The 26,177-nt window shown below is 63.7% G+C and carries 24 protein-coding genes; 11 read left to right on the plus strand and 13 right to left on the minus strand.

Translation table 11 applies throughout. The annotated features are described in order from the left end of the window. The first annotated feature begins 42 nt into the window (after positions 1–42). From NLY42_RS16675 to NLY42_RS16690, 4 genes are all read left to right on the plus strand, one after another. Entirely contained in the window at positions 43–1,131 is a 1,089-nt protein-coding gene (locus NLY42_RS16675; protein ID WP_286489226.1) for a Gfo/Idh/MocA family protein, read from the plus strand. 54 nt (positions 1,132–1,185) lie between these two features. Then, the gene (locus NLY42_RS16680; RefSeq protein WP_023705643.1) at positions 1,186–2,100 is read left to right on the plus strand and encodes a sugar phosphate isomerase/epimerase family protein; all 915 of its coding nucleotides are present in this window, start codon (positions 1,186–1,188) and stop codon (positions 2,098–2,100) included. Between the two features lie 16 nt (positions 2,101–2,116). Continuing rightward, positions 2,117–3,211: a fatty acid desaturase family protein gene (locus tag NLY42_RS16685; RefSeq protein ID WP_023753589.1), complete on the plus strand. Its 1,095-nt coding sequence runs from the start codon at positions 2,117–2,119 to the stop codon at positions 3,209–3,211. Positions 3,212–3,296: 85 nt separating this feature from the next. After that, positions 3,297–4,100 (plus strand): 3-methyl-2-oxobutanoate hydroxymethyltransferase, encoded by an 804-nt coding sequence (locus NLY42_RS16690; RefSeq protein WP_023682254.1) that lies wholly within the window; start codon positions 3,297–3,299, stop codon positions 4,098–4,100. Here the strand turns inward: NLY42_RS16690 and NLY42_RS16695 are convergent, their stop codons facing one another. Together NLY42_RS16695 and NLY42_RS16700 are read right to left on the minus strand one after the other, a co-directional pair. Continuing rightward, on the minus strand, positions 4,101–5,609 hold the full coding sequence (locus NLY42_RS16695; RefSeq protein ID WP_023753588.1) for an HAL/PAL/TAL family ammonia-lyase: 1,509 nt from the start codon (positions 5,607–5,609) through the stop codon (positions 4,101–4,103). Continuing rightward, positions 5,606–6,607 (minus strand): ornithine cyclodeaminase family protein, encoded by a 1,002-nt coding sequence (locus tag NLY42_RS16700; protein ID WP_023753587.1) that lies wholly within the window; start codon positions 6,605–6,607, stop codon positions 5,606–5,608. Before NLY42_RS16700 ends, NLY42_RS16695 begins: the two co-directional genes overlap by 4 nt. Positions 6,608–6,716: 109 nt before the next feature. Here NLY42_RS16700 and NLY42_RS16705 point away from each other — a divergent pair, with 109 nt between their 5' ends. The 7 genes from NLY42_RS16705 to NLY42_RS16735 all read left to right on the plus strand — a co-directional run bounded on the left by NLY42_RS16705 (position 6,717) and on the right by NLY42_RS16735 (position 15,896). After that, a complete protein-coding gene (locus NLY42_RS16705; protein WP_023753586.1) occupies positions 6,717–8,150 on the plus strand; it encodes a DHA2 family efflux MFS transporter permease subunit in 1,434 nt (477 codons plus the stop codon). Positions 8,151–8,422: 272 nt separating this feature from the next. Then, positions 8,423–9,409 carry an ABC transporter permease gene (locus tag NLY42_RS16710; protein ID WP_023753585.1) on the plus strand — a complete coding sequence of 329 codons (987 nt, stop codon included), beginning with the start codon at positions 8,423–8,425 and terminating at the stop codon, positions 9,407–9,409. A gap of 60 nt (positions 9,410–9,469) precedes the next feature. Beyond that, complete coding sequence (locus NLY42_RS16715; RefSeq protein WP_023753584.1) at positions 9,470–10,495, plus strand: sugar ABC transporter substrate-binding protein; 1,026 nt, start codon at positions 9,470–9,472, stop codon at positions 10,493–10,495. Positions 10,496–10,574: 79 nt separating this feature from the next. Beyond that, positions 10,575–12,698, plus strand: coding sequence for an ABC transporter permease (locus NLY42_RS16720; protein WP_023753583.1), 2,124 nt, complete (start codon positions 10,575–10,577; stop codon positions 12,696–12,698). Continuing rightward, positions 12,695–13,744, plus strand: a complete 1,050-nt coding sequence (locus NLY42_RS16725) for an NHL repeat-containing protein (RefSeq protein ID WP_023753582.1) — start codon at positions 12,695–12,697, stop codon at positions 13,742–13,744. Before NLY42_RS16720 ends, NLY42_RS16725 begins: the two co-directional genes overlap by 4 nt. Next, positions 13,744–15,240: a sugar ABC transporter ATP-binding protein gene (locus NLY42_RS16730; RefSeq protein WP_023687942.1), complete on the plus strand. Its 1,497-nt coding sequence runs from the start codon at positions 13,744–13,746 to the stop codon at positions 15,238–15,240. Before NLY42_RS16725 ends, NLY42_RS16730 begins: the two co-directional genes overlap by 1 nt. A 248-nt stretch (positions 15,241–15,488) precedes the next feature. Next, positions 15,489–15,896, plus strand: a complete 408-nt coding sequence (locus NLY42_RS16735) for a carboxymuconolactone decarboxylase family protein (RefSeq protein WP_023729419.1) — start codon at positions 15,489–15,491, stop codon at positions 15,894–15,896. A 45-nt stretch (positions 15,897–15,941) separates the two neighbouring features. Here the strand turns inward: NLY42_RS16735 and NLY42_RS16740 are convergent, their stop codons facing one another. The 11 genes from NLY42_RS16740 to NLY42_RS16790 all read right to left on the minus strand — a co-directional run bounded on the left by NLY42_RS16740 (position 15,942) and on the right by NLY42_RS16790 (position 26,166). Beyond that, a complete protein-coding gene (locus NLY42_RS16740) occupies positions 15,942–16,829 on the minus strand; it encodes an amidohydrolase family protein (protein WP_023753581.1) in 888 nt (295 codons plus the stop codon). Beyond that, entirely contained in the window at positions 16,829–17,965 is a 1,137-nt protein-coding gene (locus tag NLY42_RS16745; RefSeq protein WP_023753580.1) for a vWA domain-containing protein, read from the minus strand. Before NLY42_RS16745 ends, NLY42_RS16740 begins: the two co-directional genes overlap by 1 nt. Before the next feature lie 235 nt (positions 17,966–18,200). Continuing rightward, positions 18,201–19,085: an AAA family ATPase gene (locus NLY42_RS16750; RefSeq protein ID WP_023729417.1), complete on the minus strand. Its 885-nt coding sequence runs from the start codon at positions 19,083–19,085 to the stop codon at positions 18,201–18,203. Beyond that, positions 19,085–20,089: a xanthine dehydrogenase family protein molybdopterin-binding subunit gene (locus NLY42_RS16755; RefSeq protein ID WP_023696212.1), complete on the minus strand. Its 1,005-nt coding sequence runs from the start codon at positions 20,087–20,089 to the stop codon at positions 19,085–19,087. The genes NLY42_RS16750 and NLY42_RS16755 overlap by 1 nt, the downstream gene beginning before the upstream one ends. Before the next feature lies 1 nt (position 20,090). Further along, positions 20,091–21,458, minus strand: coding sequence for a xanthine dehydrogenase family protein molybdopterin-binding subunit (locus tag NLY42_RS16760; RefSeq protein WP_023753579.1), 1,368 nt, complete (start codon positions 21,456–21,458; stop codon positions 20,091–20,093). An 11-nt stretch (positions 21,459–21,469) separates the two neighbouring features. Then, on the minus strand, positions 21,470–21,952 hold the full coding sequence (locus NLY42_RS16765; protein ID WP_023746979.1) for a (2Fe-2S)-binding protein: 483 nt from the start codon (positions 21,950–21,952) through the stop codon (positions 21,470–21,472). Between the two features lie 60 nt (positions 21,953–22,012). Then, entirely contained in the window at positions 22,013–22,807 is a 795-nt protein-coding gene (locus tag NLY42_RS16770) for an FAD binding domain-containing protein (RefSeq protein WP_023753578.1), read from the minus strand. A gap of 16 nt (positions 22,808–22,823) precedes the next feature. Continuing rightward, positions 22,824–23,267, minus strand: coding sequence for an SRPBCC family protein (locus tag NLY42_RS16775; protein WP_023753577.1), 444 nt, complete (start codon positions 23,265–23,267; stop codon positions 22,824–22,826). Between the two features lie 113 nt (positions 23,268–23,380). Beyond that, positions 23,381–24,208, minus strand: a complete 828-nt coding sequence (locus NLY42_RS16780; RefSeq protein ID WP_023696208.1) for an AraC family transcriptional regulator — start codon at positions 24,206–24,208, stop codon at positions 23,381–23,383. A 149-nt stretch (positions 24,209–24,357) separates the two neighbouring features. Continuing rightward, complete coding sequence (locus NLY42_RS16785; protein WP_031252847.1) at positions 24,358–25,128, minus strand: SDR family oxidoreductase; 771 nt, start codon at positions 25,126–25,128, stop codon at positions 24,358–24,360. 39 nt (positions 25,129–25,167) lie between these two features. Continuing rightward, the gene (locus tag NLY42_RS16790; RefSeq protein WP_023673048.1) at positions 25,168–26,166 is read right to left on the minus strand and encodes an ABC transporter permease; all 999 of its coding nucleotides are present in this window, start codon (positions 26,164–26,166) and stop codon (positions 25,168–25,170) included. Positions 26,167–26,177 lie beyond the last annotated feature (11 nt).

A 26,177-nucleotide genomic window follows, 5' to 3' on the forward strand; every position in this document is an offset into this window, starting at 1 on the left:
GCCGGCCATGGCGTTATATCCTGTCGTCCAAGGGAGGAATGGATGGCAGGCCAGGGTTTCGAGCCGGATGTAAGGGTTCGCGCCAGCGAATACCGGATCGGCTGCATCGGCGCCGGCATGATCATGGCCGAATGCCATCTTGCCGCCTATGGGCAGGCCGGTTTCCCAGTCGTTGCCATCGCTTCGCGCACCAAGGCCAGCGCCGAGAAGGTAGCTGCACGCTGGAGCATTCCGACCGTCCACGACACGCCGGAACAACTGATCGAGAATCCCGAGATCGAGATCGTCGACCTTGCCTTTCCACCCGACCAGCAGCCGGCATTGATCCGCCATGCGCTGAAGCAGCCTCACATCAAGGCGATCCTGGCGCAGAAGCCGCTGGCGCTGTCGGTCGATGAAGCCGTGAAACTGCGCGACGAAGCCGCAAAGTTCGGCAAGATCCTCTCGGTCAACCAGAACATGCGCTACGACCAGTCGATGCGCGTCCTGAAGCAGATCATCGACAGCGGCGCACTGGGCGACATCGTCTTTGCGCAGATCGACATGCATGCGATCCCGCACTGGCAGACTTTCCTTCAGGACTACGACCGGCTGACGCTCGCCAATATGAGCGTGCATCATCTCGACGTGCTGCGCTTCCTGTTCGGCGATCCCTCGGAAATCGCCACGCTGACACGCAAGGACCCGCGCACTACATTCGAGCATAGCGACGGCATCACCGTCTCGACGCTGCGCTTTCCCTCCGGCGTGCTCGCCGTGTCGCTGGAGGATGTCTGGTCCGGACCGCGCCAGGAGGGCTATGAGGACGACCAGCACATCAACTGGCGCGTCGACGGCACCAAGGGTGTCGCCAAAGGCACGATCGGCTGGCCGAAAGGCGTGGCCTCGACGCTGACCTATGCGTCGACCAAGACGACCGGCGGCGAATGGGTCAGCCCGAGCTGGGACACGATGTGGTTCCCGCATGCCTTCATCGGCGTGATGGAGCAATTGCAGCATGCGGTGAAGACAGGCGCGCCGCCGGCGCTCTCCGTCGCCGATAACGTCAAGACAATGGCACTGGTCGAGGCGGGCTACCGCTCGATGGCGCAAGGCCGCACCGTCAAACTGTCCGAGATATCGATCGACTGAACATGCCGCCGAATAGTGTGGCGGCTGAATCGCTTACCGGGAGGAGTTCACATCATGATGCAGGCAGGTATCTTCACCGGCTATTTCCCCTATGAGCTCGCGGAGGCCGCCCGCCGCATCCGTGCACTCGGCTTCAACACAGTGCAGCTCGACATGCATTTCAGGGATGTCGATCTCACGGCCGGGCAGATCACCGGGGACAAGGCGAGAACAGTGCGCGACACGTTTCGCGACCACAATCTGCCGGTCTGCTGCATCTCGGGCTACACCAACATCATCCATCCCGACAAATCCGAGCGCGAGAAGCGCGTCGGCTATCTCAAGGAAATCATCCGCAATGCGCGCGACTTCGGCTCGCCCTACGTGATCTCGGAGACCGGCACCTACAACACCGAATCCGACTGGGTGCATCATCCCAAAAACAAGACCGAGGAAGGCTTCGAGGAATGCCGCAAGGTGATCTCGGATCTTGCCCAGACGGCTTACGACCATGGCGCGGTGTTCCTGCTCGAAACCTATGTCAACAATGTCGTCGGTTCGGTCGAGGAGACGGTCAAAATGTTCGCGCAGGTCGACCATCCGGGCCTCGGCCTGCTGATGGATCCGACCAATTATTTCGAGGCGCACAATATCGACCGCATGGACCAGGTGCTGAACCAGGTGTTCGACACGCTGGCCGACAAGATCCGCATCGCGCACGCCAAGGACGTCAAGCGCTCAGGCAGCGACAAGACCGAGAAGCATGCCGATATCGGCGACGCGGACGCGCATGAGGGGCTGACCTTCCGCGGCGTCGGCGAGATCGAGCTGCCGGCGCCCGGGCTGGGATCGCTGAATTACGATCTCTATCTGCAGCGGCTCAGTGAGAAGCACCCGAACATCCCTGTTATCATCGAGCATCTGACCGAGGACGACGTGCCGCGGGCGAAAACATTTCTCGACGGGAAGTTCCGCGCCAACGGGCTTTGAGGTAGGCGAGACGGTGATGGCGACGGCGGCCAAGACAAAGCGCGATTACGGCCTGGTCGGCGAAAGCACCCGCCGGGCGATCGAGACCGGGATGGCCTCGGCCGAGTGGTATCACACCGACGTGCCGCGCAAGGCAATGAAGGAAATGATGCAGCGCTCCGACGGGCCGGCGATCCGCGATACAGTGATCTGGATCGCAGCCATCCTGGGCTCGGCCGCCGGCATCGTGTGGTTCTGGGGCACGTGGTGGGTGGTGCCGTTCCTGCTCGTCTATGGCGTGCTCTATGGATCGTCGAGCGATTCGCGCTGGCACGAATGCGGCCATGGCACCGCCTTCCGCACACGCTGGATGAACGATGCGATCTACGAAATCGCCAGCTTCATGGTGGTGCGCAATCCGGTGCAATGGCGCTGGAGCCATGCGCGGCATCACACCGACACGATCATCGTCGGCCGTGACGCCGAGATCGCGGTAATGCGGCCGCCAAATCTGGTCAAGGCGGCGCTTGCCTTCACCGGCATTCTCGATTTCCGTTATTCGCTGCCGATCCTGGCGCGCCAGGCGTTGGGCAAGCTGTCGGACGACGAAAAGAGCTACATTCCTGAGACCGAACAGGGCAAGGCCATCACGGCGGCGCGCTGGCATGTCGCCGTGTACGTTGCGACGATCGCCCTCGCGATCGCGCTGGGTTCATGGCTGCCGCTGGTGCTGATCGGCCTGCCGCGTTTTTATGGCAGCTGGCACATGGTTCTGACCGGCCTGCTGCAGCATATCGGGTTGGCCGACAATGTCGTCGACCACCGGCTGAACACGCGCACCGTCTACATGAACCCGGTCAGCCGCTTCATCTACTGGAACATGAATTACCACGTCGAGCATCACATGTTTCCGATGGTGCCCTACCATGCGCTGCCGAGGCTGCACGAGCTGGTCAAGCACGACCTGCCGGCGGCGAACCCGTCCATGTGGCATGCCTATCGCGAGGTCTGGCCGGTGCTGCTGAAGCAGCTGCGGTACGAGGATTATTTCCTCAAGCGCGAATTGCCGCCGACGGCGCGGCCCTATCGCGGTGAATTTCACGAGCTCGATATGTCGGCGGCGGCCGAGTAGCGAATAAACCACCCGCCTTCTATCCGGCCTGTTACGGGGCCGGTAAGGTGACCGGGAAAAGCAACCAGCCAACAGGGACATCCCGATGAGCCGAAAGAGACCGACCGTCGCCGATCTGCGCGCCATGAAGGGCAAGCGCCAGCTGACCATGCTGCGCGTCCTGACCATGGATGAGGCCGAGGCTGCCGAGCGGGCAGGGGTCGATATCGTCTCGGTGCCGCCCGAGCTGGTGCTCAACCCTGAGTATCGCGATGCGGCGCCCAGCCTGTTCACCATGCCGGGCGAGAATTTTTATGAGATCGGCACGGCGGACGATTTCCTGCGCTGGGCGTTCCGGCTCTACAAGGCCGGCGCCGACGCCGTTTATTGCAGCGCCGGTTTCGCCACCGTGAAGCGGCTCGCCGACGACGCGATCCCCGTCATCGGCCATGTCGGCCTCATTCCGTCCCGCGCCACCTGGACCGGCGGCTTCAAGGCCGTCGGCAAGACCGCCGACACCGCCATGCAGATTTTTGAGGCGGTCAAGCAGTATGAGGCCGTTGGAGCTCTCGGCGCCGAGATCGAAGTGGTGCCGATCGAGGTGGCGAAGGCGATCTCGGAACGGACCTCGCTGATCATGCTGTCGATGGGTGCGGGCACCGGCTGCGACGCGCAATATCTGTTTGCCGACGATATTCTTGGCCAGAACCGGGGCCACATGCCGCGCCATTCCAAGGTCTACCGCAACTTCGCCGCCGAGTACGATCGTCTGCAGGCGGAACGCGTCGCGGCGTTTTCCGAGTACGTTGCCGACGTCGATAGCGGCGCCTATCCGGAAGACAGGCATGTCGTGCGCATGGATCCGGCCGAGCTCAGCCTGTTCATGAAACGGGTGGACGCAAAGGGCTAACTACTCGGCCTCCTTGCCGATCATCGCTGCACCTTGCCATGTTCCGTCGGCGAGCATGGCATGGAGCACCTCGGCATCCGTTCCCAGCGGCCGGTCCTCCCTGAGCATCGCTACATGCGCGCGCACCGCGGTATGGACCGCTGCTGTGCCGGGCGCCAGCTTAAGGCCATCGCGCAGATCGACTGCCTGGGCGGCGGCCATCAATTCGAAGGCGATCAGCCGTCGCCACAACGCGATCATTTCGGCGCATTTCGACACCGCCAGAGGGGTCTGCGTCGCATGGTCCTCGACGCCTTCGGATACGGCCAAGAAATCCAGCATCACCGGATTGGCCTTGTGGCGGATGCCGGCCAGGATTGCCGTTGCGGTCTTTTGCAGCGGCACGAAACCGGCCGAGGCGCCGCCGACCGGTGACAAATATTTTGGCAGGCCGTTGCGGCAGGAGCCGGCGAGCTGGATGAAGCGGGCAGCACTTGCGGCGGCGCATTGTGCGATCGCCAGGCCGAGCGTCTCGAAGGCCAGCGCCAGCGATGCGGTGTGGAAATTGCCGGTCGACAGAACCAGCCCGTCATCGCCCAGCACCAGCGGATTGTCGGCGGCGGCATTGAGTTCGATCTCCAGCGCCAGCCGCGCCTGATCGATCGCCTGGATCAATGCACCATGGATCGACGGCATGCAGCGGATCGACAACGGGTCCTGCAAGGTGGTCGGCGCCGGCTCTTCGTCACGGGCAAGCAGGTCGCGCAGGCCCTTGGCCGCGAGTTGCTGGCAGGCTGCCGGCCGCGCCAGATGCAGGCGCAGATCGAGGATGGTGCGGTTGGCGCCAAACCCTTCCATGGTCAGCGCGCTGGCCTGCTGCTGTTGCGCAAAGGCCGACAGCGCGTCGGCCAGTACCAACGCGCCAGTGCCGGCTGATACCGCCGAGGCGTTGATCAGCGACAGGCCGTCTTTCGGCGCCAGGCTGATCGGAGCCAACCGCGCCATCATCAACGCCTTGGCCGCCGGCATGCGCCGACCCTGATAGTCAGCTTCGCCGTCGCCGGTCAGCAGACGGGCGAGCGCCGCCATCAGCACGAGATCGCCGGCGCCGATCGAGCCCAACTGCGGCATTACCGGATGCACGCCGGCATTGAGCGCATCGACAAGGGCGGTGAAAGCCGCCGGCGAAATGCCGGAGCCGCCGACTGCCAGCATCGCTGCGCGCGCAAGCATGGTCGCCCGCACCGCCTCTTGGGGCAACGGTTCGCCGACAGCGCCGCTGCGCCCTTCCAGCAACTGGCGCTGGAAGGCACTGGCATCGCCTTCGACCGACGTGCCGAGATTGGCACCGAGCCCGGTGTTGAGGCCGTAAATCTGCTGACCGGACGCGGCCACCTGGTCGAGCACTTTGCGCGCTTTGTCGAGCCTCTCGATGACAGCAGGCTCAACCTCCACCTTGCGGCCGGCGCGGGCGACCGCCGCGACATCCTCGACGCTGACGCCGGCGCCGGTGAGGACGAGCGCGCTCATGCGAAGCGCAGCCTCTGGCCGATGCCTTTATCAGCAGCCTTGGCCAGCATCGCCTTGCCCAGCGCAATGTCGGACAGCGACAGGCCGCGATGCCAGAACAGGATCGTCTCGTCGTCGCTCTGGCGTCCCGGCTTGAGACCGGCAGCGATCTGGCCGAGCTCGGCGTGCAGCGTCGCTTCGCTCAGCCGCCCGGTCTCGACATGGGCGCGCAGCGAGCCGAACTTGCCGCCTTTGCACTGGCCCCAGTCGTCGACGACCATTTTCTGCATGATGTCGGTCAATGACAGCTCCACCGCGCTCATCGTACCATAGGGCACGACCAGCGCACCGGGCTTGATCCATTCGGTCTTGAGCAGCGGCTGCGGCTCCGGCAGCCGCGAGGCCTCGACGACGATGTCGGCGCCCTTGACGCAGCTCTCCCAGTCGGCGACCGCCGTGACGGTCTTGCCGAGATCGGCGGAGAGTTTGGCCGCGAAGCCGTCGCGGCTTTTCGGGCGGCGCGAATGAACGCGGATCTCGTCGAAGTCGAAGAGATGGTCGAGCAGGCGGACATTCCAATAGGCGGCGCCACGTGCGCCGATATGGGCCAGCACCTTGGAGTTCTTGCGCGCCAGATGTTTGGCGCCGATAGCGGTGACGGCGCCGGTGCGCATGTCGGTGATGACGGTGGCGTCGAGAATGGCGCGCGGCGTGCCGGTGCGCGGATCGAACAGGTTTAGAATGCCAAATTCTGAAGGGAGCCCGTGCAGATAATTGTCGACATAGTCGCCGACGATTTTCACGCCCGCCGTATCGAGCGGCGCAACGTAGCCGCGCAGAACGTTGAAATGGCCATGGAAGGAAGGGTCGGGTTCAAGATGGACGCGCGGCTCGATCACCGTCTGGCCATTGCCTTGCGCGATAAGCCCGGCTTCGACAGCGGCAATGATTTCGCCGTCGGTCATCTCCAGGGCTTCGATATCTAGGCCATTGAGGTAGTCGATATAGATAGGCTTCATGCAATGTCCTTGGCCGCCCGCCCATCCATAACAGGCTGCGAGCCGACACGGAAGTTTGTTGGATAAGCTCTGGACGGGGCCAGCCATATGCTGTTCAACGCGGTTCGCTATGACTGCCGTTCCCGACACCGAGGCCTCCGCCGCAACCGCCAGCAATGCGCGGCGCGTGGCGTTGATCGTTGCCATCGCGTTTTTCATGCAGCTGCTGGATTCGACGATCATCTCGACCTCGCTGCCGCAGATGGGACAATCCTTCGGCGTGACGGCGGTGGCGATGAGCATCGGCATCACCGCCTACATGCTGACCATGGCGGTGTTCGTGCCGCTGTCGGGCTGGCTTGCCGACCGGTTCGGCGCGCGCAACATCTTCCTGCTGGCGATTGTGCTGTTCACGCTGGCCTCGCTGGCCTGCGGCTTCTCGCAGAGCCTTACCCAGTTCGTCGCGGCCCGTGTCGTGCAAGGCCTTGGCAGCGCGCTGATGACGCCGGTCGGGCGCATTCTGGTGCTGCGCAATGCGTCGAAATCGGAGCTGCTCAACGCCACGGCGCTGATCACCTGGCCGGCGTTGTTTGCGCCCCTGGTCGGGCCGGTGCTTGGCGGCTTCATCACAACCTATCTCTCCTGGCACTGGAATTTCTTCATCAACATCCCGCTTGGGCTCGTCGGGCTGGCGCTGGTCGCGCGCTTCATTCCGGGCGACCGCGCGGCCGATCCCAAGCCGCTGGATTGGCCGGGGTTTTTCCTCACGTCGCTGGGGCTCGCGCTGCTGCTCTACGGCCTTGAGCGCATCGCACATCCGGAAGACGGCGCTTTGCCCGCCGTGCTGCTGGTTGCCGCCGGCATCGTCATCGGCTGGCTGGCGGTGCGGCATCTCCGGCGCGCGTCGCATCCGCTGCTCGATCTCAGCGCGTTCAGGGTGCAGACCTTCGCCATCTCGACGCTTGCCGCCGGCACCATCTTCCGCGTCGCGATCAATGCCACGCCGTTCCTGCTGCCGCTTTTGTTCCAGGTCGGTTTCGGACTTTCGCCGGTCAATGCCGGCTTGATGATCCTGGCCTACTTCCTTGGCAACCTCGGCATGAAGACGGTGACGACGCCGACGCTGCGACGCTTTGGTTTTCGCACGGTCATGGTCGTCAACGGCCTGATCGCCTCGGCCTCGATCATGGCGTGCGCGGCGATCTCGCCGGAGACGCCGCAGGCGCTGGTGGTAGCGCTGATGCTGATCGCCGGCCTGACGCGCTCGATGCAGTTCACGGCGCTGAATACTCTGGCCTTCGCCGACATCGATGCCGCGCAGCGCAACTCGGCGGCGACTTTGTCCTCCATGCTGCAGCAGATATCGATGCTGTTCGGCGTGGCGGTGGCGGCTGCCATCCTCAACCTGTCGCAGATCGTCAGGGACCGGCCGGCGCTCGACCTCGTCGATTTTCGCATCGCCTTCCTGGTCATCGGCGCCATCGGGCTGGTGGCGGCGTTGCGGTTCCTCGTGCTGCCGCCCGGTGCAGGCGCCGAAGTTTCAGGCCACATGACCAGGACCTGAATTCGCGATTTTCGCCGCTCAGGCGGCAATTAATTCCGCCTTGTGCTTTCGCCTCAGAACGGCACCTTCGCGCATACGCGCAATGACGCAACGGAATGCCAAAAGCGCAGCCTTTTCCTAGGATTGCGCCAGTTCTAGCAATCGGTGCGTCCACTGGAAGATTATCACTGCCAACGGGCGTTCCGAGCGCGGATTCATTTGACGAAGCGGCGCCGAGCCGATTAGCTTTCTTCGGAAGGGGTGGCAGAGCTGCCATCGGGGCGAATGCAGACATGAACACGATTGGCTGGCCACATTTCAGGAGCCTGAACCAGGAAGGCATTGTCTTTGCCATCGCCGTGGTGCTGTTCGTCGCCGCTGCCATTGGGCTGCCTGGTTTCATCGCTGCCAACAATCTCGTTGCCATCGTCCGCTCGGTGTCGGTGCTAGGCATTTTGGCGCTCGGCATGGCGGTCGTCATAATCGGCAGGGGCATCGACCTGTCGGCGGTGGCGATCATGGCGATGTCGGTCGCCTGGTATCTGCAATTGCTCAACGCCGGAACGCCTGATGGTCTCGCCTTCGCCTATGTGCTGGCAGGCGTGCTCGCCATCGGCCTGCTCAACGGTTTTCTCGTCGCTTATGCCGACGTGCCGGCGATCTTCGTGACGCTGGCGACCGGCTCCTTCGTCTTCGGCTATGTCCGCTCGCAACTGATCACGCAGGATGCGGTGCCGGTGCCTCAGGGCCATTGGGTGGAGCTGCTCGGCGGCCTGCGTTTCCTCGACATTCCGATCGAAGTGTTCGTCTTCGCCGGGCTCGCCTTCCTGTTCTTCCTGTTCCTGCGCTACACCAAATGGGGCCGCTACATCTATTTCGCCGGCGACAATCCGGTCGCCGCGCGCAACATCGGCATTCCGGTGCGGCCAATGCTGGTGCTGCGTTATGTGGTTTCGGCCTTTGTCGCGCTGATCGCCGGCCTGCTCACGGCGTCGAGCCTGCATTCGATCAACACCCGCGTCGTCAACTCGACGCTGCTCTATGACATCGTGCTGGTGGCGGTGATCGGCGGCATCGGCCTTTCCGGCGGGCGGGGCGGGGTGCGCAATGTGCTGGTGGGCGCTGCACTGATCGGCATCCTGTCGAACGCGATGACCATCATCGACATTCCGCTGCTCTATCAAAACCTGATCAAGGCGGCGATCCTGCTCGGAGCCATCATCGTCGACGGCATCATCAATCCGCGTGACGAACAGACCGCGCAGCAGGGCGACATCTAAGGGGTACCCGACCGGGTCATGCCGACCGGCCGGCAATAAGTGAAAAACAGAGGATGTGACATGAAACTGATCAGAACACTGATGGCGGCCGCCACGGCGCTTGCCGCTACCGCCTTCGTCGCGCCGACCTTCGCCGCCGACGATCCGGGCCCGGCCGCATACGCGCAGGCGCTCAAGGGCAAGCGCGTCATGCTGGTGCCGCTGGCGATGGGCTTCGACCTTGCGCAGGGCTGGTCGCACTATCTGAAGACGGAAGTCGAGGCCTGGGGCGGCACCTTCGAAACACGCGATCCGAACTGGGTCGTCGATGCCGGTGCACAGGCGATCACCGACGCGATCTCGTCCGACACAAGGCCGGACGTGTTGATCATCCATGCGCCGGACCTCAACTCCTATTCCAAGCTGATGAAGAAGGCGCAGGCCGCCGGCACCTACGTCATACTGGTCGACAATCCCGCCAACTTCCCGGCCGACGCCTTTGTCGGCAGCGACTGGGACCGGCTCGGCCAACTCGAGGCCGAAGCGGCGATCAAGGGCTGCGGCGAGAATTCGTCGAAGAAGATCGGCCTTGTGCAGGGTGATCAGGCCAACTCGTCCAGTCTCTACCAGTATGCCGGCATCATGAAGGTGCTGGAGAAGCACCCCGACTTCAAAGTCGTGGCCAAGCCCGACTCCAACTGGGATCCGACGACGTCGCGCAACGTGACGACGACAATGCTGCAGCAGAACCCCGACATCTGCTCGATCATCGACTTCTGGGATGGTGACGCCACCGGCGCATCCGCCGCCATCCGCGACGCCAAGCTCGACGGCAAGGTCTTTTTGGTCACCACCGGCGGCGGCGAGAAGGCGGCCGATTGCGACAAATTGCAGGACGGAACTTACGGCGCCGTGGTGATGACCGATCTGGCTCGCCAGTCCGGCGACATGAACGCTATCATCAAGTTCCTGCTGCAGAGCGGCCAGCCGGCCGGCACGTCGCACACCTACATCTACACACTGGAGAAGGCTACGACCAAGGCCGACCTCAAGCCCGACAGCTGCTGGGACCTGAAGGCGCTGCAGGGCGAAGCGGCGGCGAAGTAAGCCGCGCTTTTTCGACTGAAATAAACGAGGTGGCTGGACAATCCGGTCACCTCGTTCCCTCATGGAATAGCAGCCGCCGATGTCCTTTCGCGAACGCCTCCAGTCCTGGCGCTACAATCTCGTGCCCGACCATCTGGTCGGCGAAATCCTGACAAAACGCTGGACCGACAACGCCATTCCGTTCCTGGCGCTGGTGGCGACGCTCAGCGTGTTCGGCTCGATCATTCCCGGCTTCTTCAAGCTGACCTCGCTACAGGAATCGACCCGCCAGCTCGGCGAGTTCTCGATGGTGGTCACCGGCATGACGGTGGTGATGCTGGGCGGCGGCATCGACCTGTCCGTCGGTTCGATCTTCGCGCTGTCCTGCTTCTCCGCCGTCTATGTCTTCTTCATCCTCGAACAGTCTATCTGGCTGGCGCTGGCGGCATCGCTTGCCACCGGCCTGATCTTCGGCGCCGTCAACGGCTACCTCGTCGGCTATCTCAGGCTGCGCGCCTTCCTCACCACCCTGGTGACGTTCATCTTCGGCCGGGCGCTGTTCGATATTCTCGTCACCACCTATGCCGCCGACGTGCAGCTTTCCCAGGCGACATCGGATGTGCTCGACTTCATCGGCGACAGCACCTTCTGGGGGCTTTCGGTCTCGGTGTGGCTGGCGATCATTCTTGCCATCGTCACCCATATCGCGCTGACGCGCTCACGGCCGGGCTGGCATGTGCTGGCGGTCGGCGGATCCAGGCGCTCGGCGCACAATGCCGGCATTCGCGTGCGCCGCACCGTGTTCATGACCTATGTCTTTTCCGGCTTCTGCGCCTCGATCGGCGGCTTCCTGATCGCTTGCCGCCTGAGTGGGGCAGGGCCGGGCACCGGCCTCAACCTTGAGATCATGGCGCTGACGGCGGCGGTGGTCGGCGGCGTCAGCTTGGGTGGTGGCCGCGGCTCGGTCATCAAGGGGCTGATGGGCGCCATCATCGTGCTGACCATGACCAACGGGCTGATCCGGCTGGGCTATGGCACCGGCACCAACCAGATGGTGCTGGGCATCATGCTGGCGGTGGCGGTGACGATCGACATTCGCTGGCTGAAGAACCGCCATAAGGTGCTCAACGAAGTCTATGTCGCGCCGGTCTATCTCAAGATGGGCGAGACACAGTCTGCGGTGCCGGGCTCAGGCACGCCCTACGCGCTCGACAACCGGCTGTCGGCGGCCGACCATATCGGGCTCGGCGAGTTGGAAGGGCCGGAAGACGTCATCCTCGACCGCGACGATCACCTCTATTGCGGCACGCGCCATGGCGAGATCGTCCGCTTCTTCGCGCCGGATTACGTTAAGTCGGAGGTGTTTGCCCACATCGGCGGCTTTCCGCTGGGCCTGGCCTTCGACAAATCGGGCAATCTGATCAGCTGCGTCGGCGCCATGGGGCTCTATTCCGTCTCGCCGGATCGGGAAGTGAAGCGCCTGTCGGCCGAGACGTCGCGCTCCTGGACCTCGATCGTCGACGATGCGCGGCTGCGCGACCCCAATGATTGCGACATCGCGCCGGACGGGCGCATCTATTTCACTGACTCCACCAAGCGCTATGACGCGCACGATTGGGCGCTGGACTCGATCGAGAACCGCGCCACCGGCCGGCTGCTGGTCTATGACCCGAAGGACGGTTCGACGAAGACACTGCTCGACGGCTACCGCTACACCAATGGCGTGTGCATGGCGCATGACGGGAAGTCGCTGTTCTTCGCTGAGAGCTGGGCCTGCCGTGTGCATCGATACTGGCTGGAAGGGCCGAAAGCAGGCGCCGCCGAATGCGTCATCCGCGACATGCCGGGCTATCCCGACAACATCAACCGGGCGTCGGACGGCAATTACTGGATGGCGTGGCTCGGCATGCGCACGCCCAGCTTCGACCTGTCGCTGCGCCATCCCGATATGCGCAAGCGCATGACGCGCCGGCTGCCGCAGGACGAGTGGCTGTTCCCCAACATCAACACCGGCGGCGTGGTGAAATTCAACGACAAGGGTGGCATTGTCGAGGCGATGGGCGACCTCACCGGCGGCGCGCATCCGATGGTCACCTCGATGCGCGAGCACAAGGGTTTCCTGTTCGTCGGCGGCATCCTCAACAACCGCATCGGCCGCTACAAGATTGCGGGCGCGGACCCGACCTGGACCAGTTCCGCTTCTTATTGGGGAGCGAAGCCATGATCCTCGATCCTGTGCTCGACCTGTTTCGTGGCAAGGCGGTGACCATCCCACCGCTCGACGGTGCCTTCCGTCCCAACACGCGGCTGGACGAGGCGCCAGTGTTCGCCGATTTGACGGAGCCCGACAATCTTCTGGTTGCCGATGGCCGGCTGCTCGCTTCCAGCGGCAACGCCATCTATTCGCTTGCCGCAGGAGTGGAGCCGAAGGTTGTCGAGACCTTTCCTTCCCCCATCACGGTGCTGGCTCTATCACTGTCGGGAGAACTGACGGTGGGGTTGGAAAGCGGCAAGCTGCTGGTTGCCGGCAAGGAGGTTTCGCTGCCGGCCGGCGTCAGCTGCATCACCGCGCTTGCCTATGCAGACGACGGCACGTTGTGGCTGGCCAATGGCTCGGCTGAGCACACGCCGTCGCAATGGGCCGCCGACCTGATGAAGAAGGGCGCGTCCGGTTCGCTTTGGAGGCGGGACGCGGCCGCCGCCGAGTTCCGCAAAGTGGCCGGCGATATCGCCTTTCCCTATGGGCTGCATCCCATTGGGCGGGATGTGCTGGTCAGCGAAAGCTGGCGCCATCAGCTCGTTCGCTTCGATGGTGCGACCGGTAGCCGCTCGACCGTGCTGACGCATCTGCCCGGCTATCCCGCGCGCCTCGCGCCGGCCGGCGATGGCGGCGCGTGGCTGGCTCTGTTCGCGCCACGCAACCGGCTGATCGAATTCGTTCTCCAGGAAACCCACTATCGGCGCGACATGCTAGACCAGGTGGCGCCGGCCTACTGGATCGCGCCGGCTTTGGCCTCCAATCGCAGCTTCCTCGAACCGCTGCAATGCGGCGGCATCCGCACCATGGGCATCCACAAGCCCTGGTCGCCGAGCCGCTCCTATGGGCTGGTGGTCAGGCTCGATCAGAACATGCAGCCGCAATTCAGCCTGCACAGCCGCGCCGACGGCACGCGCCATGGCATCTGCAGCGTGGCGGAAACGGACGGCCGCCTGTTCATCGCCTCCAGGGGCGGCGATTGCGTGCTGGCCATCGACGCAGGAGGTCTCTGATGGAACCGATCGTGCGCCTGGAAAATGTCACCAAGAACTATCGCGGCGTGCCCGCGGTCAGACAAGTCAGCTTCGAACTGCGCAAGGGCGAAATCCACGCGCTGCTCGGCGAGAACGGCGCCGGCAAATCCACGCTGACCAAGATCATCGCCGGCGTCGTCGACGCCACTTCCGGCAAGATGTTCCACAAAGGCCGCGAGATCGCCTACGCCTCGCCGCATGCGGCGCTCGAGGCCGGCATCGCCATGGTGTTCCAGGAGACCAGCCTGGTGCCGTCGATGACAGTGGCGCAGAACCTCTATCTCGGCACCGAAAAGTTTCTCAACCGGCTGCGCGGCACCTACATTTCGGCGCAACAGTTTTTGCAATCGCTGAACTTCCCGGTCGACCCGAACGCCATGGTGGCAACGCTCGGCGCGGCCAAGCGTCAGATGGTCGAGATCGCGCGCGCCGTTCACCACAATGCCGAGATCATCATCTTCGACGAGCCGACGGCGACGCTGACGCCGGAGGAGAAGCGGCACTTTTTCGCACTGATCCGGCGGCTGAAGGCGAACGGCGTCTCGATCGTCTTCATCAGCCATGCATTGGAAGAGGCGCTGATGATCGCCGACCGCATCACAATCCTGCGCGATGGCGAACTGGTGATCACCGACGACACATCGGCCTTCGACCGCGACAAGATCGTCGCCGCCATGGTCGGGCGTACGCTGTCGGGACAGATCTACCGCCAGCGCGACGAGGCCAGGCTGCGCAAGGCCGGCAAGAAGGTGCTGTCGGTGCAGGACATTTCGATGAGCAATGTCGTGCGCAACACCTCCTTCTCGATCTTTCAGGCACAGATCACCGGTGTGTTCGGGCTGATCGGCTCCGGCCGCACCGAGACCTTCAAGATCGTCTCCGGCATCTACAAGCGCGATTTCCTGCGCGGCGGCGCCATCGAGCTGGACGACCGGCCGGTGCGCTATATCGTGCCGAGCGAAGCGGTCGCCGACGGCATCGTCTATGTTACCGAGGACCGCAAGAGCGAGGGCATTTTCGAGACGATGGGCGTTGCCGAGAACCTGTTCGGCGGGCTCCTGGCGGCGGGCCGCGAAAAGGCCTGGGTGATCAACCAGCAGGAGATGCGCACGCTTTCCGCTGAATGGACGAAGACGCTGAACATCAAGGCGATCAACGACAATGCCCGCGTGGTCGAGCTTTCCGGCGGCAACCAGCAGAAGGTGGTGATCGGCAAGGGGCTGGTGCAGCAGCCGCGTATCGTGATCTTCGACGAGCCGACGCGCGGCGTCGATGTCGGCGCCATCGCCGAGATCCACCAGATCATCAACCGGCTGGCCGACGAGGGGTTGGCTGTGGTGGTGATCTCGTCCTACCTGCCGGAAATCATGAACCTGTCGGATCGGATTCTGGTGTGCCGACAGGGGCGCATCGTGGAGGAGTTCTCGCCGGCGGAGGCGACGGAGGAGAAGATCATGTATGCGGCAGTGCACTAGGTTGCCGGTCGGTGTTTGACGGTGCGCATACGTCACCAATTGGCCAAGGCCTCAGCGCCTTCGTCATGCTCGGGTCTCCGCGACGGCGCTTCGCGCCTGCTTCGCCCCTGAATGACGAAGCTGAGATGCTTCGGCCAATCGCCATGGTTCTGTCAGCATCAAAAACTGAATCGGAATAGCCGGTTAGCCGCCCTTGCTCGAGACCTGATTCAACCACCTGATCCACCGATTCAACGAAAGGAAACGCCATGGCCGCCACAAAACTCCTCAGCGATGCCGAGGTCGAAAAAATCCCGGTTGCGAAGGCTGTGTTCGACGACATCCGCGCGACGCGCAAGTCGGACTTCGTCAACAATTTCTGGCGCGGGCTGGCCAACGATCCGGCCTTGCTGAAACGGACATGGGACCAGGTGAAAGTGGTGATGGCTACGGAAAGCGCCATCGACCCGCTGACCAAGGAGATGATCTACATCGCTGTGTCGACCGCCAATGGCTGCTCCTATTGCGTCCATTCGCATACGGCTGCGGCGCGGGCCAAAGGCTTGACCGATGCGCAGCATGGCGATCTGGTGTCGATCATCGGGCTGGCCGGGCAGACCAACCATCTGGTGACTGCGATGCAGATTCCGGTCGATCCTGAGTTCGAAGTGAAGTGAGGGGCGGCTTTCCCTTCTCCCCTGTGGGAGAAGGGAAAGCGTGCGCTATGCCGGTCTGTAAACCTTCTCTGCTGTATTCCAAAAGATATCCGCTTCCGCCACCGGACCGTGCTTCGCCACGGCTGCACGATGCGCCTTGATCAGTTCGGCGTGGCTGGTCCAGAGCTTCTCTATCGGGAAGTTGGAGCCGAACATCAGGTGGTCAGCGCCCAGAATGTCGATGGCATTGTCGACGATGTAGGCAATCAACGCCGGATCGTTGCGGTGGGCGAAGGTGCCGAGGCCCGACAGCTTGGCGTAGAAGTTCGGCGCTGTTGATAGAGTACTCAGGCCGGCTTTCCAGGCCTCGGTGGTTTCCGCCTCCATGCCGGTCAGCATGCCGGCATGGGTGAGGATGAAATTGGTGTCGGGGTTCTCGCCGACGAGCGTCAGCCCGTCCTTCATCTGGGCGGGGAAAAGCTGCAGGTCGAAGGACAGGCCATAGTCTTTAAGCCGCGCGACATTGGCCCGCACCCTGGGGTCGATGACCTGATCGGCCGAGGCAGCGAAGCGGAAGGCCGGCGTCTCGTGCCAATGCAGCTGCATGCGCACGCCGCGCAGCAGCGGGTACTTTTTCAATCGATCGATCTGGGGCCGGACATCGTCGACAGTCATATCGGTATAGCCGACGATAGCGTGCGGCCAGCCGGTCTGGTCGGCAGTCTTCTGCAGGAAGGCGACTTCTTTTTCGAAATCCTCCTTGGCCCAGTTGGTCTGGACATAGACGGCCTTCTCGACACCTGCGCCTTGCTGATCGGCGAGAAATTCCTCGATCGGATAGTCGCGGCGGATCGGTTCGTAGGGGCCGAAAATGCGCGGCACCATCGGCCCGACCAGCCATGGCTGGTCCTGCTGGCGCCAGATGTGGAAATGCGCGTCGATGGCTTTCTGCATCACGATACCCTTTTCCAGATTGCCGACGCCGCCGGGGCAGGGCGGGCGAGCGACAGGATGAAATCGGTGAGACTCCCGAGCGAAGAGCCGTCGATGAGATCGTCGAGATCGGGCAAGATGGCGCGCAACGCCGCCGTTGCCGGCTGGAAGCGCGGATCGCCGGCCAAAGGTGTGGCCAGCGACAGGCGAAAGGCGCGGGCGCTCAGGCGGCGTATCGCGGTCTCTAGATCGGCATGGTCGCCGCGCTCCAGCGCGTCCGACAGGATGATCACAGCGGCACCGCGCGCGAAGGCCGATAACCGCGGCACCGAGAGGAAGGCGAGCAGGGTCGGTCCCATGCGCGTGCCGCCGTCCCAGTCGTCGACGAGTGCCGCCGCTCGGGCGAGAGCCTGGTCGCGATCGCGGATACGCAGTGCGGATGTGATGCGGGTGAGCCGAGTGCCGAAGGTGAAGATTTCGGCACGGTCAGCGCCTTGTACGGCGGCGTGCGCCAGTTTGAGATAATCCGATGTATGCAGCTTCATCGAGCCGGAAACATCGATCAGGATCAGCAGCTTGCGCGGCACCGTCTGGCGGCGGCGGAGCTGCGGCGAGGGGATATCGCCATCGGCGGTGACGATTTCCCTGAGCGAGCGGCGCAGATCGAGCTTGCCGCGCGAATGGGTGCGCACGGTGCGGAATGAGCGGCGCGCGGGGAGGGCTGAAGCGAGCTTGCGGCGGAAGGGCCCAAGGCCATCGTCGTCGCGGAGGAAGTCGCGGCTGCTGAGCTGTTCGATTGCCGACGACAGCTCGCCGCCTTTCTCCTGGCGCGTGGTCTGTTTCTCCTCCTGGCGCGTGCTGTGATCGTCCTTGATGCGGGTTTCCTCGTCTTCCTCGCCTTCGATCGAGGGTTGGCCATCGCCATGGAAGTGATTGCGAAAATGCGCCTCGAATTCGCCGCGGCGATCGGGCGGGGGGGCAAGCGTTGCGAGCGCCGCCTCGCGGATGTCGGCCATCGAGCGGGGACCGAGCAGGGTGACCGCCTGCATGAAGCTGGAGACCTGCTCGGGGGCGACGGCAAAGGCGTGGCGGCGCAGCAGCCGGGCGAAGTGGAGGAAGGGCGCGGAGGCGAGAGGAAGGGTTCCCTGACGCATCATTCCTTCGCGCCCCCCTCTGTCCTGCCGGACATCTCCCCCTCAAGGGGGGAGATTGGCGGCTTCGGCGCTTCGGTTCTTTCTGCGCCGCTGGAGATTGGCGAAAGCCAGGATGACGGCTGATCTCCCCCCTTGTGGGGGAGATGTCCGGCAGGACAGAGGGGGGCGCTGTCCCGCCAGCGTTGCAGAGTGCCCAGGTGAGGCCACCTCGCTGTGAACGAGCTGTTGACCTCACACGTCACCCCAGCGCCTCCTCGACAATCCGGCCAAGCTCCGGCGCGATCGCGGACAAATCCTCCTCGTCCTTGATCAGCACGCCGATGGCGCGGCGGAAGGCTTCCGGCCACGGGCTGCCGCCCTTCTCCAGGATGGTGGCGGCGTTGGCCCATTCTACGGCCTCGGAGATGCCGGGCGGCTTGGCCAGCGGGCGGACGCGGATCTGCTGCACGGCATTCGCCACGGCGCGCGCGGTGGTCTCGGCGACATTGCCGGCGCGCAGCATGATGATGGCGGCTTCGCGCTCGGCGTCGGGATAGCCGATCCAGTGATAGACGCAGCGGCGCCGGAGCGCTTCGGCGAGTTCGCGGGTGCGGTTCGACGTCAGGATGACGATCGGCTGCGCTTCGGCGCGGATGGTGCCGCGTTCGGGAATGCTGATCTGGAAGTCGGAGAGGAATTCCAGAAGTAGCGCTTCGAATTCGTGGTCGGAGCGGTCGATCTCGTCGACCAGCAGCACGCGCTGCTCCGGCGCCCGCAGCACCTGCAGCAATGGCCGCGCGATCAGAAAGCGGTCGTCATAGATGTCGATCTCGTGCTCGCCGGCATGGCGGATGGCGAGCAACTGGCGCTGGTAGTTCCATTCATAGAGCGCGTGTGCTGCGTCGATTCCTTCATAGCATTGCAGCCGCACCAGATCGCGGCCCAGCAGCTGCGCGATCGCCTTGGCCGCTTCGGTCTTGCCGACGCCGGGCGCGCCTTCGAGCAGCAACGGCTTGCCCAGCCGTATGGCCAGGAAGATCGCCGTCGCCAGGCTGTCGTCGGCGAGATAGCGCGATCCAGCGAGGTGGCGTGCCACCGCCTCCGGTGAGGTCGCGACAGTCTCTGCGTTCACCTCTGGCGTCATCAATTGGCCGCTTGCGCCTTCAGCGCGCGCAATATGCGCTCCGGTGTGATCGGCAGCGTGTCGATGCGCACGCCGACGGCGTCGAAGACGGCATTGGCAACCGCGGGGATCTGCGGGTTCGCGCACATTTCGCCTGGCCCTTTGGCACCGTAAGGACCATCCGCCGACGGCCGCTCCAGCACGATGATCTCGGTTTGGGCGAGATCGCCCGGTCCCGGCATCAGATACTGGTTGAAGTCGGTGCCGCCATGGTCGCGGTTGGGATAATAGGGCTCGGTCGTTTCGTAGAGCGCGTGGCTGATGCCCATCCAGGAACCGCCGACCAGTTGCTGCTCGACCATTTTCGGGTTCAGCGCGCGGCCGATCTCAAAGACGTTCTTGACGGTCAGCACCGTAACCTCGCCCGTCTCGTCATCGACCTCGACCTCGGCCACCGTGCAGGCATGGGCGTAGCAGGTCGACGGCTTCATCGCGCCGGTCTCTTTCTCCGGATAGGAGCGCGGGATCAGGAACATGCCGCGGCCTGAGATCGAGCGGCCACGCTTGAAATGAGCCGACAGCGCGACATCGAAGATCGAGATCGACTTTTGCGGCGCGCCCTTGACCAGAATGTTGCCCTCGCCATCAGTTTCGAGATCGGAGGCGTTCACCTCCAGCTCTTCCGCCGCCACTTCCAGCATCACCTGGCGCGCTTCCTTGGCCGCCTGGATGACGGCGTTGCCGGCGCGGTGGGTGCCGCGCGAGGCGAAGGTGCCCATGCAGTGCGGACCGGTGTCGGTGTCGGCGGTGTCGATGGTAACCCGGTCCGTCGGCACGCCGATGGTCTCGGCGCAGATCTGCGCCATGATCTGCTTCAAGCCCTGACCGAGATCGACGCTGGAAAGCGTCACCATGAAATTGCCGGTCGGCGTCGAATGCACCAGCGCCTGCGTCGGGTCGCCGCCAAGGTTCATGCCCGTCGGATAGTTGATCGCGGCGACGCCGCGTCCGCGCCTTAGCGCCATCTCAAGCTCCCTTCTTGTAGGAGGACATCGCCATATACTTCTCCGCCACAGGCCAGTTGGCGGCGCGCGACGCCTCCTGCATGCACTCGATCAGCGCCGCTCCTTCGGTCGGCTGGCGATGCGCCTTCATGTCGCCATCGCGATAGGCGTTGATGAAGCGGAATTCGAGCGGGTCCATGCCGATCAGCCGCGCCAGCTTGTCCATCTGCACCTCAAGCGCGAAGTCGCCGATGGTGACGCCGAAGCCGCGCATCGCGGAGGAGGGGGTGCGGTTGGTGTAGACGCAGTAGGTGTCGATCCAGACATTGGGAATGGTGTAGGGGCCGGGATAGTGCGCCGCTCCCTTCTGCGCGCCATAAGGCGAGTGGCGCGAATAGGCGCCGGCATCGGTGTAGCCGGTCACCTTGCGAGCCACGATGCGGCCATCGTTCATCACGCCGTCCTTGATGATTATCTTTTCAGCGGCGCGCGGCGAGGAGATCTGCATCTCCTCTTCGCGGCTGTAGATGAAAGAGACGGGACGTCCTGTCAGCTTGGCGCCAAGAATGGCGATCGGCTCGACGATGACGTCGACCTTGCCGCCAAAGCCGCCGCCGACAGTGCCGCCGACGAAATGCAGTTTTGAGCCGGGCATCTGCAGGATGATCGAGGCGTTGTCGAGGGTGAAGAACATCGCCTGGGTGTTGGTGTAGCAGGTGAAGCGATCATTGCCTTCGGGCACCACGACGCAACCGGTGGTCTCGGTCGGCGCATGCTCGATCGGCGAGGATTGATAACTCTGTTCCAGGATGTGGTCGGCGCCGGCGAAGCCCGCCTCGACATCGCCGAAGCGCACCTTGCGGCATTCGCCGCTGTCATAGAGATAATAGTTCTGGCCGTGATATTCATTGACCAAAGGCGCGCCGGGCTTCAGCGCTTCTTCCATGTCGAAGACGGCCGGCAGCACCTCATAACCGACCTTGACCTTGGCTGCCGCTTCCTGAGCCGCGCGCTCGGTCTCGGCCAGCACCGCCACCACCGCCTCGCCCTTCCAGCGTACCTTGCCGTCGGCCAGCACCGGCTCGTCTTCCGGTCCGACCTGGATCAGGATCAGGATGGTGTAGACATTGTGCGGCACATCCTTGGCGGTGAGGATTTTCACCACGCCGGGATGCTTCTCCGCTTCGGAAGTGTCGATCGAACGGATGCGGGCATGGTGGTGCGGACTGCGCACCATTTTCAGGTGAAGCATATTCGGGACGTTGCGGTCGGCGAAATAGGCGGTCTTGCCCGTCACATGTCCCGGCGAATCCAGCCGCGGCCGCCCATGGCCGATCTCGTGCAGGCCGTCCTTGCGCTGATCGGCGAAATAGTTTTTGCGCAGTTCCATTCTTTTGGTCCTTAAGCCGCGTTCTGCGAATTGGCTCGGGCCGCCGTCAGCACCGCCTGGATGATCGGCTCGTAGCCGGTGCAGCGGCAGATGTTGCCGGACAGCGCCTCGATCACGTCCTCGCGGCTCGGATTGGGCGTGTGGTCGAGCAGCACCTTGGCGGCCATGATCATGCCCGGCGTGCAGAAGCCGCATTGCGTGGCGAAGGCATCGAGGAAGGCACGCTGCAGCGGGTGCAGCACGCCGGCCTCAGCGAGGCCCGATGTGGTGCGGATGTCGGCGCCGCTGCAGGTCTCGGCCAGGGTCAGGCAAGAGAGCCGGAGTTCGCCGTCGATGATGACCGAACAGGCGCCGCAGGTGCCCTGGTGGCAGCCGCCCTTGGGCGAGGTGTCGCCGATCTTGTCGCGCAGCGCGTGCAGCAGCGTCGTGCCGCTGTCGACAAATTCGGCCTTCTCCGAGCCGTTGAGCGTGAACTGAACCGGAACCTTTGCCATGTTTTCCTCCCAGCGCGCCTGCCCGATTGATCGGACAGACGCGCGCCCCCCAAGCGGTGGTTAAGTAAGCAGCAGCCGGCCGAGATGGACCGGCAGAACCTCGGCGCGATACCAGGCGCTGGCGATCGGGTCGGTGATTGGCGAAGCGCCTTCACCGGCTGCAGCCAGCGCCGCTGCGACGCCCTCCTGCTCGAGCCTGCTGCCGATCAGTGCCTTTTCCGCAGCACGGGCGCGCATCGGCCGGTCTGCCATGCAGCCGAGCGCGATCCGCGCCGAGGAGACAGTGCCGTCGCCGGCCTGTTCGAGAACGGCGGCGATGCTGAGTACCGAGACGCCCTTCGGCTTGACCCGCGACACTTTCAGGAAGCGGAAATTCTCGGTCTTCGGCAACGCGAAGGCGACTGACGTGACGATGGCGCGGCTGTCGTCCCGCCTGGCCAGAAAATCCTCGATAGGCAATTCCCCATCATCGGTGCCGACCGTCGCATCCAACGCCAGCAGGGCGACAGCGAAATCACCGTAGGGCGCGGGTGCGAACAGATTGCCGCCGACAGTCGCCATATTGCGGATCGCCGGGCCGCCGACGGCGCGCGCAGCCTTGGACAGCGCCGCAAGCTCGGGATGGCGGGCGATAGCCGCCATCGTCACCGAAGCGCCTATGCGGACCTTGCCGCCGGCAACGGTGATCCCGGAAAGGGTCGGATCGGTCGAGCGGACAAGGCCGGAGACGGAGATATCGCCTTCATTGGCGGCGCGCACGACCAGTGTGCCGCCGCCGAGATAGCGGGTGCCGGGCGCCTTCAGCGCCGCGTTGGCATCCCTGACGGCCGAAAAGGTCTGGAGGGCAAGCGCCATGGCAGTCTCCCCTGACTCAGCTCTGGCCAGAAAAATGGCTCTTCAACGCATTGAAGCCACCCTGGAAGACATTGGCGGCCATGCCGGCGGCGATCTTGTCGGCCTCGTCGGGTGCCGCGTCGAAGCTCGCGGTCCATTCGGCATAGGTGCGGTCGCCGTCTGTCACGCGGCGCAATTGCAGCGTCGCCTTGTGATTGGTCAGCGGTTGCGGCGTTTCGAGGATCGAATAGCTGACGCGGAAATCCGCATCGGAGAAGTCGAGCAGTTTTTCGCGGATACGCGCGCCGCTGGCGAGCTCGAAATTACGCACGCAGCCGATGGTTTCGGCGCTCTTGCCGTCTTCGATATGGCTCTTGACCATGCGCGGATGCCAGCCCGGCAGGCCGTTGAAGTCGCGGATGCGCACCCAGACCTTTTCGACCGGCGCGTCGATGACGCTGGAGACGGTGACTTCAGCCATATGATCATTCCCCTACGAATTCGATACGCTGCAGGGTAGGGCGGCGGCCGGCGCTGCGCTTATCAATGGGTCTTGCGGCCCTATCAAGGAGTCTGAAAAACGAGCGGCTTGGCTCAGGCCATGGCCCGCGCCGCCTCGCGGTAAAGCGTCGGCGGCACCCCGACATGGTCGCGGAAGAAGCGCGAGAAATTGCCCTGGGTGGTGAAGCCGAGATTGCAGGCGACCGAGATCAGCGGCTCCTGCGACCACTGCAGCTGCCGCACGGCTTCCTCCATGCGCAGCGTGTTCCAGTAGACATTGGGCGTCAGATTGGTCTGTTCCTTGAATAAAGCAAAGAAGTGCGGCCGCGACAGGCCGACGCTGCGGGCGACGTCGTCGAACGAGATGCGTTCGCAGACATTGGCCTTCATCAGCTGGATTGCCTTGCGGACGCGAAAGTCCTGCATGGTGTTGATGCGGATGCGTACCTCCGGCGGCGCCGAGGCGTCGGCGGCGTCGAGCACGCTATCGATGAAGCGCTCGATCTCGTAATTGGCGACGTCGTCGATGCTTTCATTTTCGCTCAAATGGTCGAGCAGATTGGCGGCGGCCTGGTGCAGCCATGGTTCGAGCGTGATTGCGGCCTGTGCAAACAACGGCGCCGACGAAGGCAGGTCGCGGCGCCGGCGCGCCCAATCCGGATCGATGTAGAAGGCGAGGAACAGGCCGGGCCTGCCGTTCTGCGACAGAATGTGGCTGTGCGGCTGGTAGGAATTGATGCCGGCGGCGGTGCCGGGACCCAGCGGCACCGTCTCGCGGCCGACGGTCATCTCGCCGGCCGTGCCCTCCAGCCAGATGATGATGTGGGCCTCGACATGCGCATGGGTGACGAAGTCGCTGGCGACATTCAGGACAGAAACATGTCCGAACCGGCCCCAATAGAGCCTGATCGCGTCCGTCATGGGTATACCTCCCGCAGACGACTGGCCTCCCTTCGCCTGCAACGGGATTGTGCGGCTGAGTTCGGGCTCGCGTCAAGGCGCGGGGCGAAAGCCGCTGTGTGCTGCCGGCCGTAGTGGTGGATTTTCAGACTGAGCGATAGGGTTTCCCGTCAAACCGAAGCCGTCATGCCGCCGTCGACATAAAGCGTATGGCCGTTGACGAAGGATGAGGCGTCGGAGGCGAGGAACACGGCGGCGCCGATCAGTTCGCCGACATACCCCCAGCGGCCAGCCGGCGTGCGCTTTTCCAGCCAGGCGGAGAATTCCTGGTTGTCGACCAGCGCCTGGTTCATCTCGGTGCGGAAATAGCCGGGGGCGATGGCATTGACCTGCAAGCCGTATTTCGCCCAGTCGGTGCACATGCCACGTGTCAAATTGCGGATTGCGCCCTTGGTGGCCGTATAGGGCGCGATGTTGGGCCGGGCGAGTTCGCTCTGCACCGAGCCGATGTTGATGATCTTGCCCTTGCCGCGCGCGATCATATTGCGGGCGACCGCCTTGCCGGCATGGAAGGCGCCGGAGACATTGGTCTTGAACAGCCGCTCCCACTGCTCCTCGGGAAAGTCCTCGAGCGGAGCGCGGAACTGCACGCCGGCATTGTTGATCAGGATGTCGATGGCGCCGATCTCGGCCTCGATGCGGGCGACATCGGCATCGACCGCGCGAAAATCCGTCACGTCGAAGGTCGAGGGGTGCGCTTTGAAGCCAGCGTCGCGCAAGCCGGCGACAGCACCGGCAACCTTGCCGGCATCGCGGCCGTTGAGCACGACACTTGCGCCATGCTCGGCAAGGCCGCGCGCCAGCGCCAGGCCGATGCCCTGGCCGGAGCCGGTGATCAGCGCCAGCCGGCCGTTGAGCTCGAACAGGGATTTCGATGTCAAGGCAACGGTTTCCAGCCGAAAGGTTCAGTCCAAAAACATTCAGTCATTGCGCCTGAAGTTGCGGATCCGGTCGAACAGCACCGCGAGCAGGATGGCGCCGCCGATGAACACGCCTTGCCAGAAAGCATTGATGCCGAGCAGACCAAGGCTGTTGCGGATCACTTCGATGAGCGCGGCACCGACAATAGCGCCGAAGGCGGTGCCGACGCCGCCGGCGAGATTGGCGCCGCCAATGACCGTGGCGGCGATGACCTGCAATTCCATGCCGGTTCCGAGATTGGTGGTGACGGCGCCCAGCCATCCGGTCTGGATGATGCCGGCAATGCCCGCCGCCAGCGCCGAGATCATATAGACGGCGACCTTGATCTGCTTGACGGGAACGCCGGTCAGCGTCGCCGCGTGCTCATTGCCGCCAATGGCGAAGATGTGGCGGCCAAACTTGGTCCAGCGCAGCGTGAAGCCGGTGATCAGCGCCAAAAGGATCATGTAGAGCACCGGATTGGCGATGCCGAACACCCAGGCACCGCCGCCCAGCGCCAGAAGCTTGTCGTGATCCGGGCCGAACTGGAAGACGACGGTGTTGTTGGAGGCGACCATGGCGAGGCTGCGGGCAATCGACAGCATACCGAGCGTCACCACGAAGGGTGGAAAGCCGAGATAGGCGATCATGATGCCGTTGAAGGCGCCTATGGCGAGCGCGGTGGCGATCGAGGCGAGGATGCCGACCTCGATGGAGTAGCCGGCATGCATGGTGACGGCCAGCACCATCGACGACAGGCAGAGCACCGAACCGACCGACAGGTCGATGCCACCTGTGATGATGACGAAGGTCATGCCGAGCGCGATGATGGCGACGAAGGTGATGTTGCGGGTGATGTTGTAAAGGTTCTTCGACGTGGCGAAGGCGTCGGTGGCAAAAGACAGGAACAGGCAGGCCAGGATGACCGCGATCACCACCCAGAAGGTCTGGCTGGCAAACAGTCTTGCCGGCAAGGATTGCTGCTTTTGTTCGATCGGCTGGTCAATTGTCAGTGCCATCGTCGACCTTC

The organism is Mesorhizobium sp. C372A (assembly GCF_030323245.1).
Lineage (GTDB): Bacteria > Pseudomonadota > Alphaproteobacteria > Rhizobiales > Rhizobiaceae > Mesorhizobium.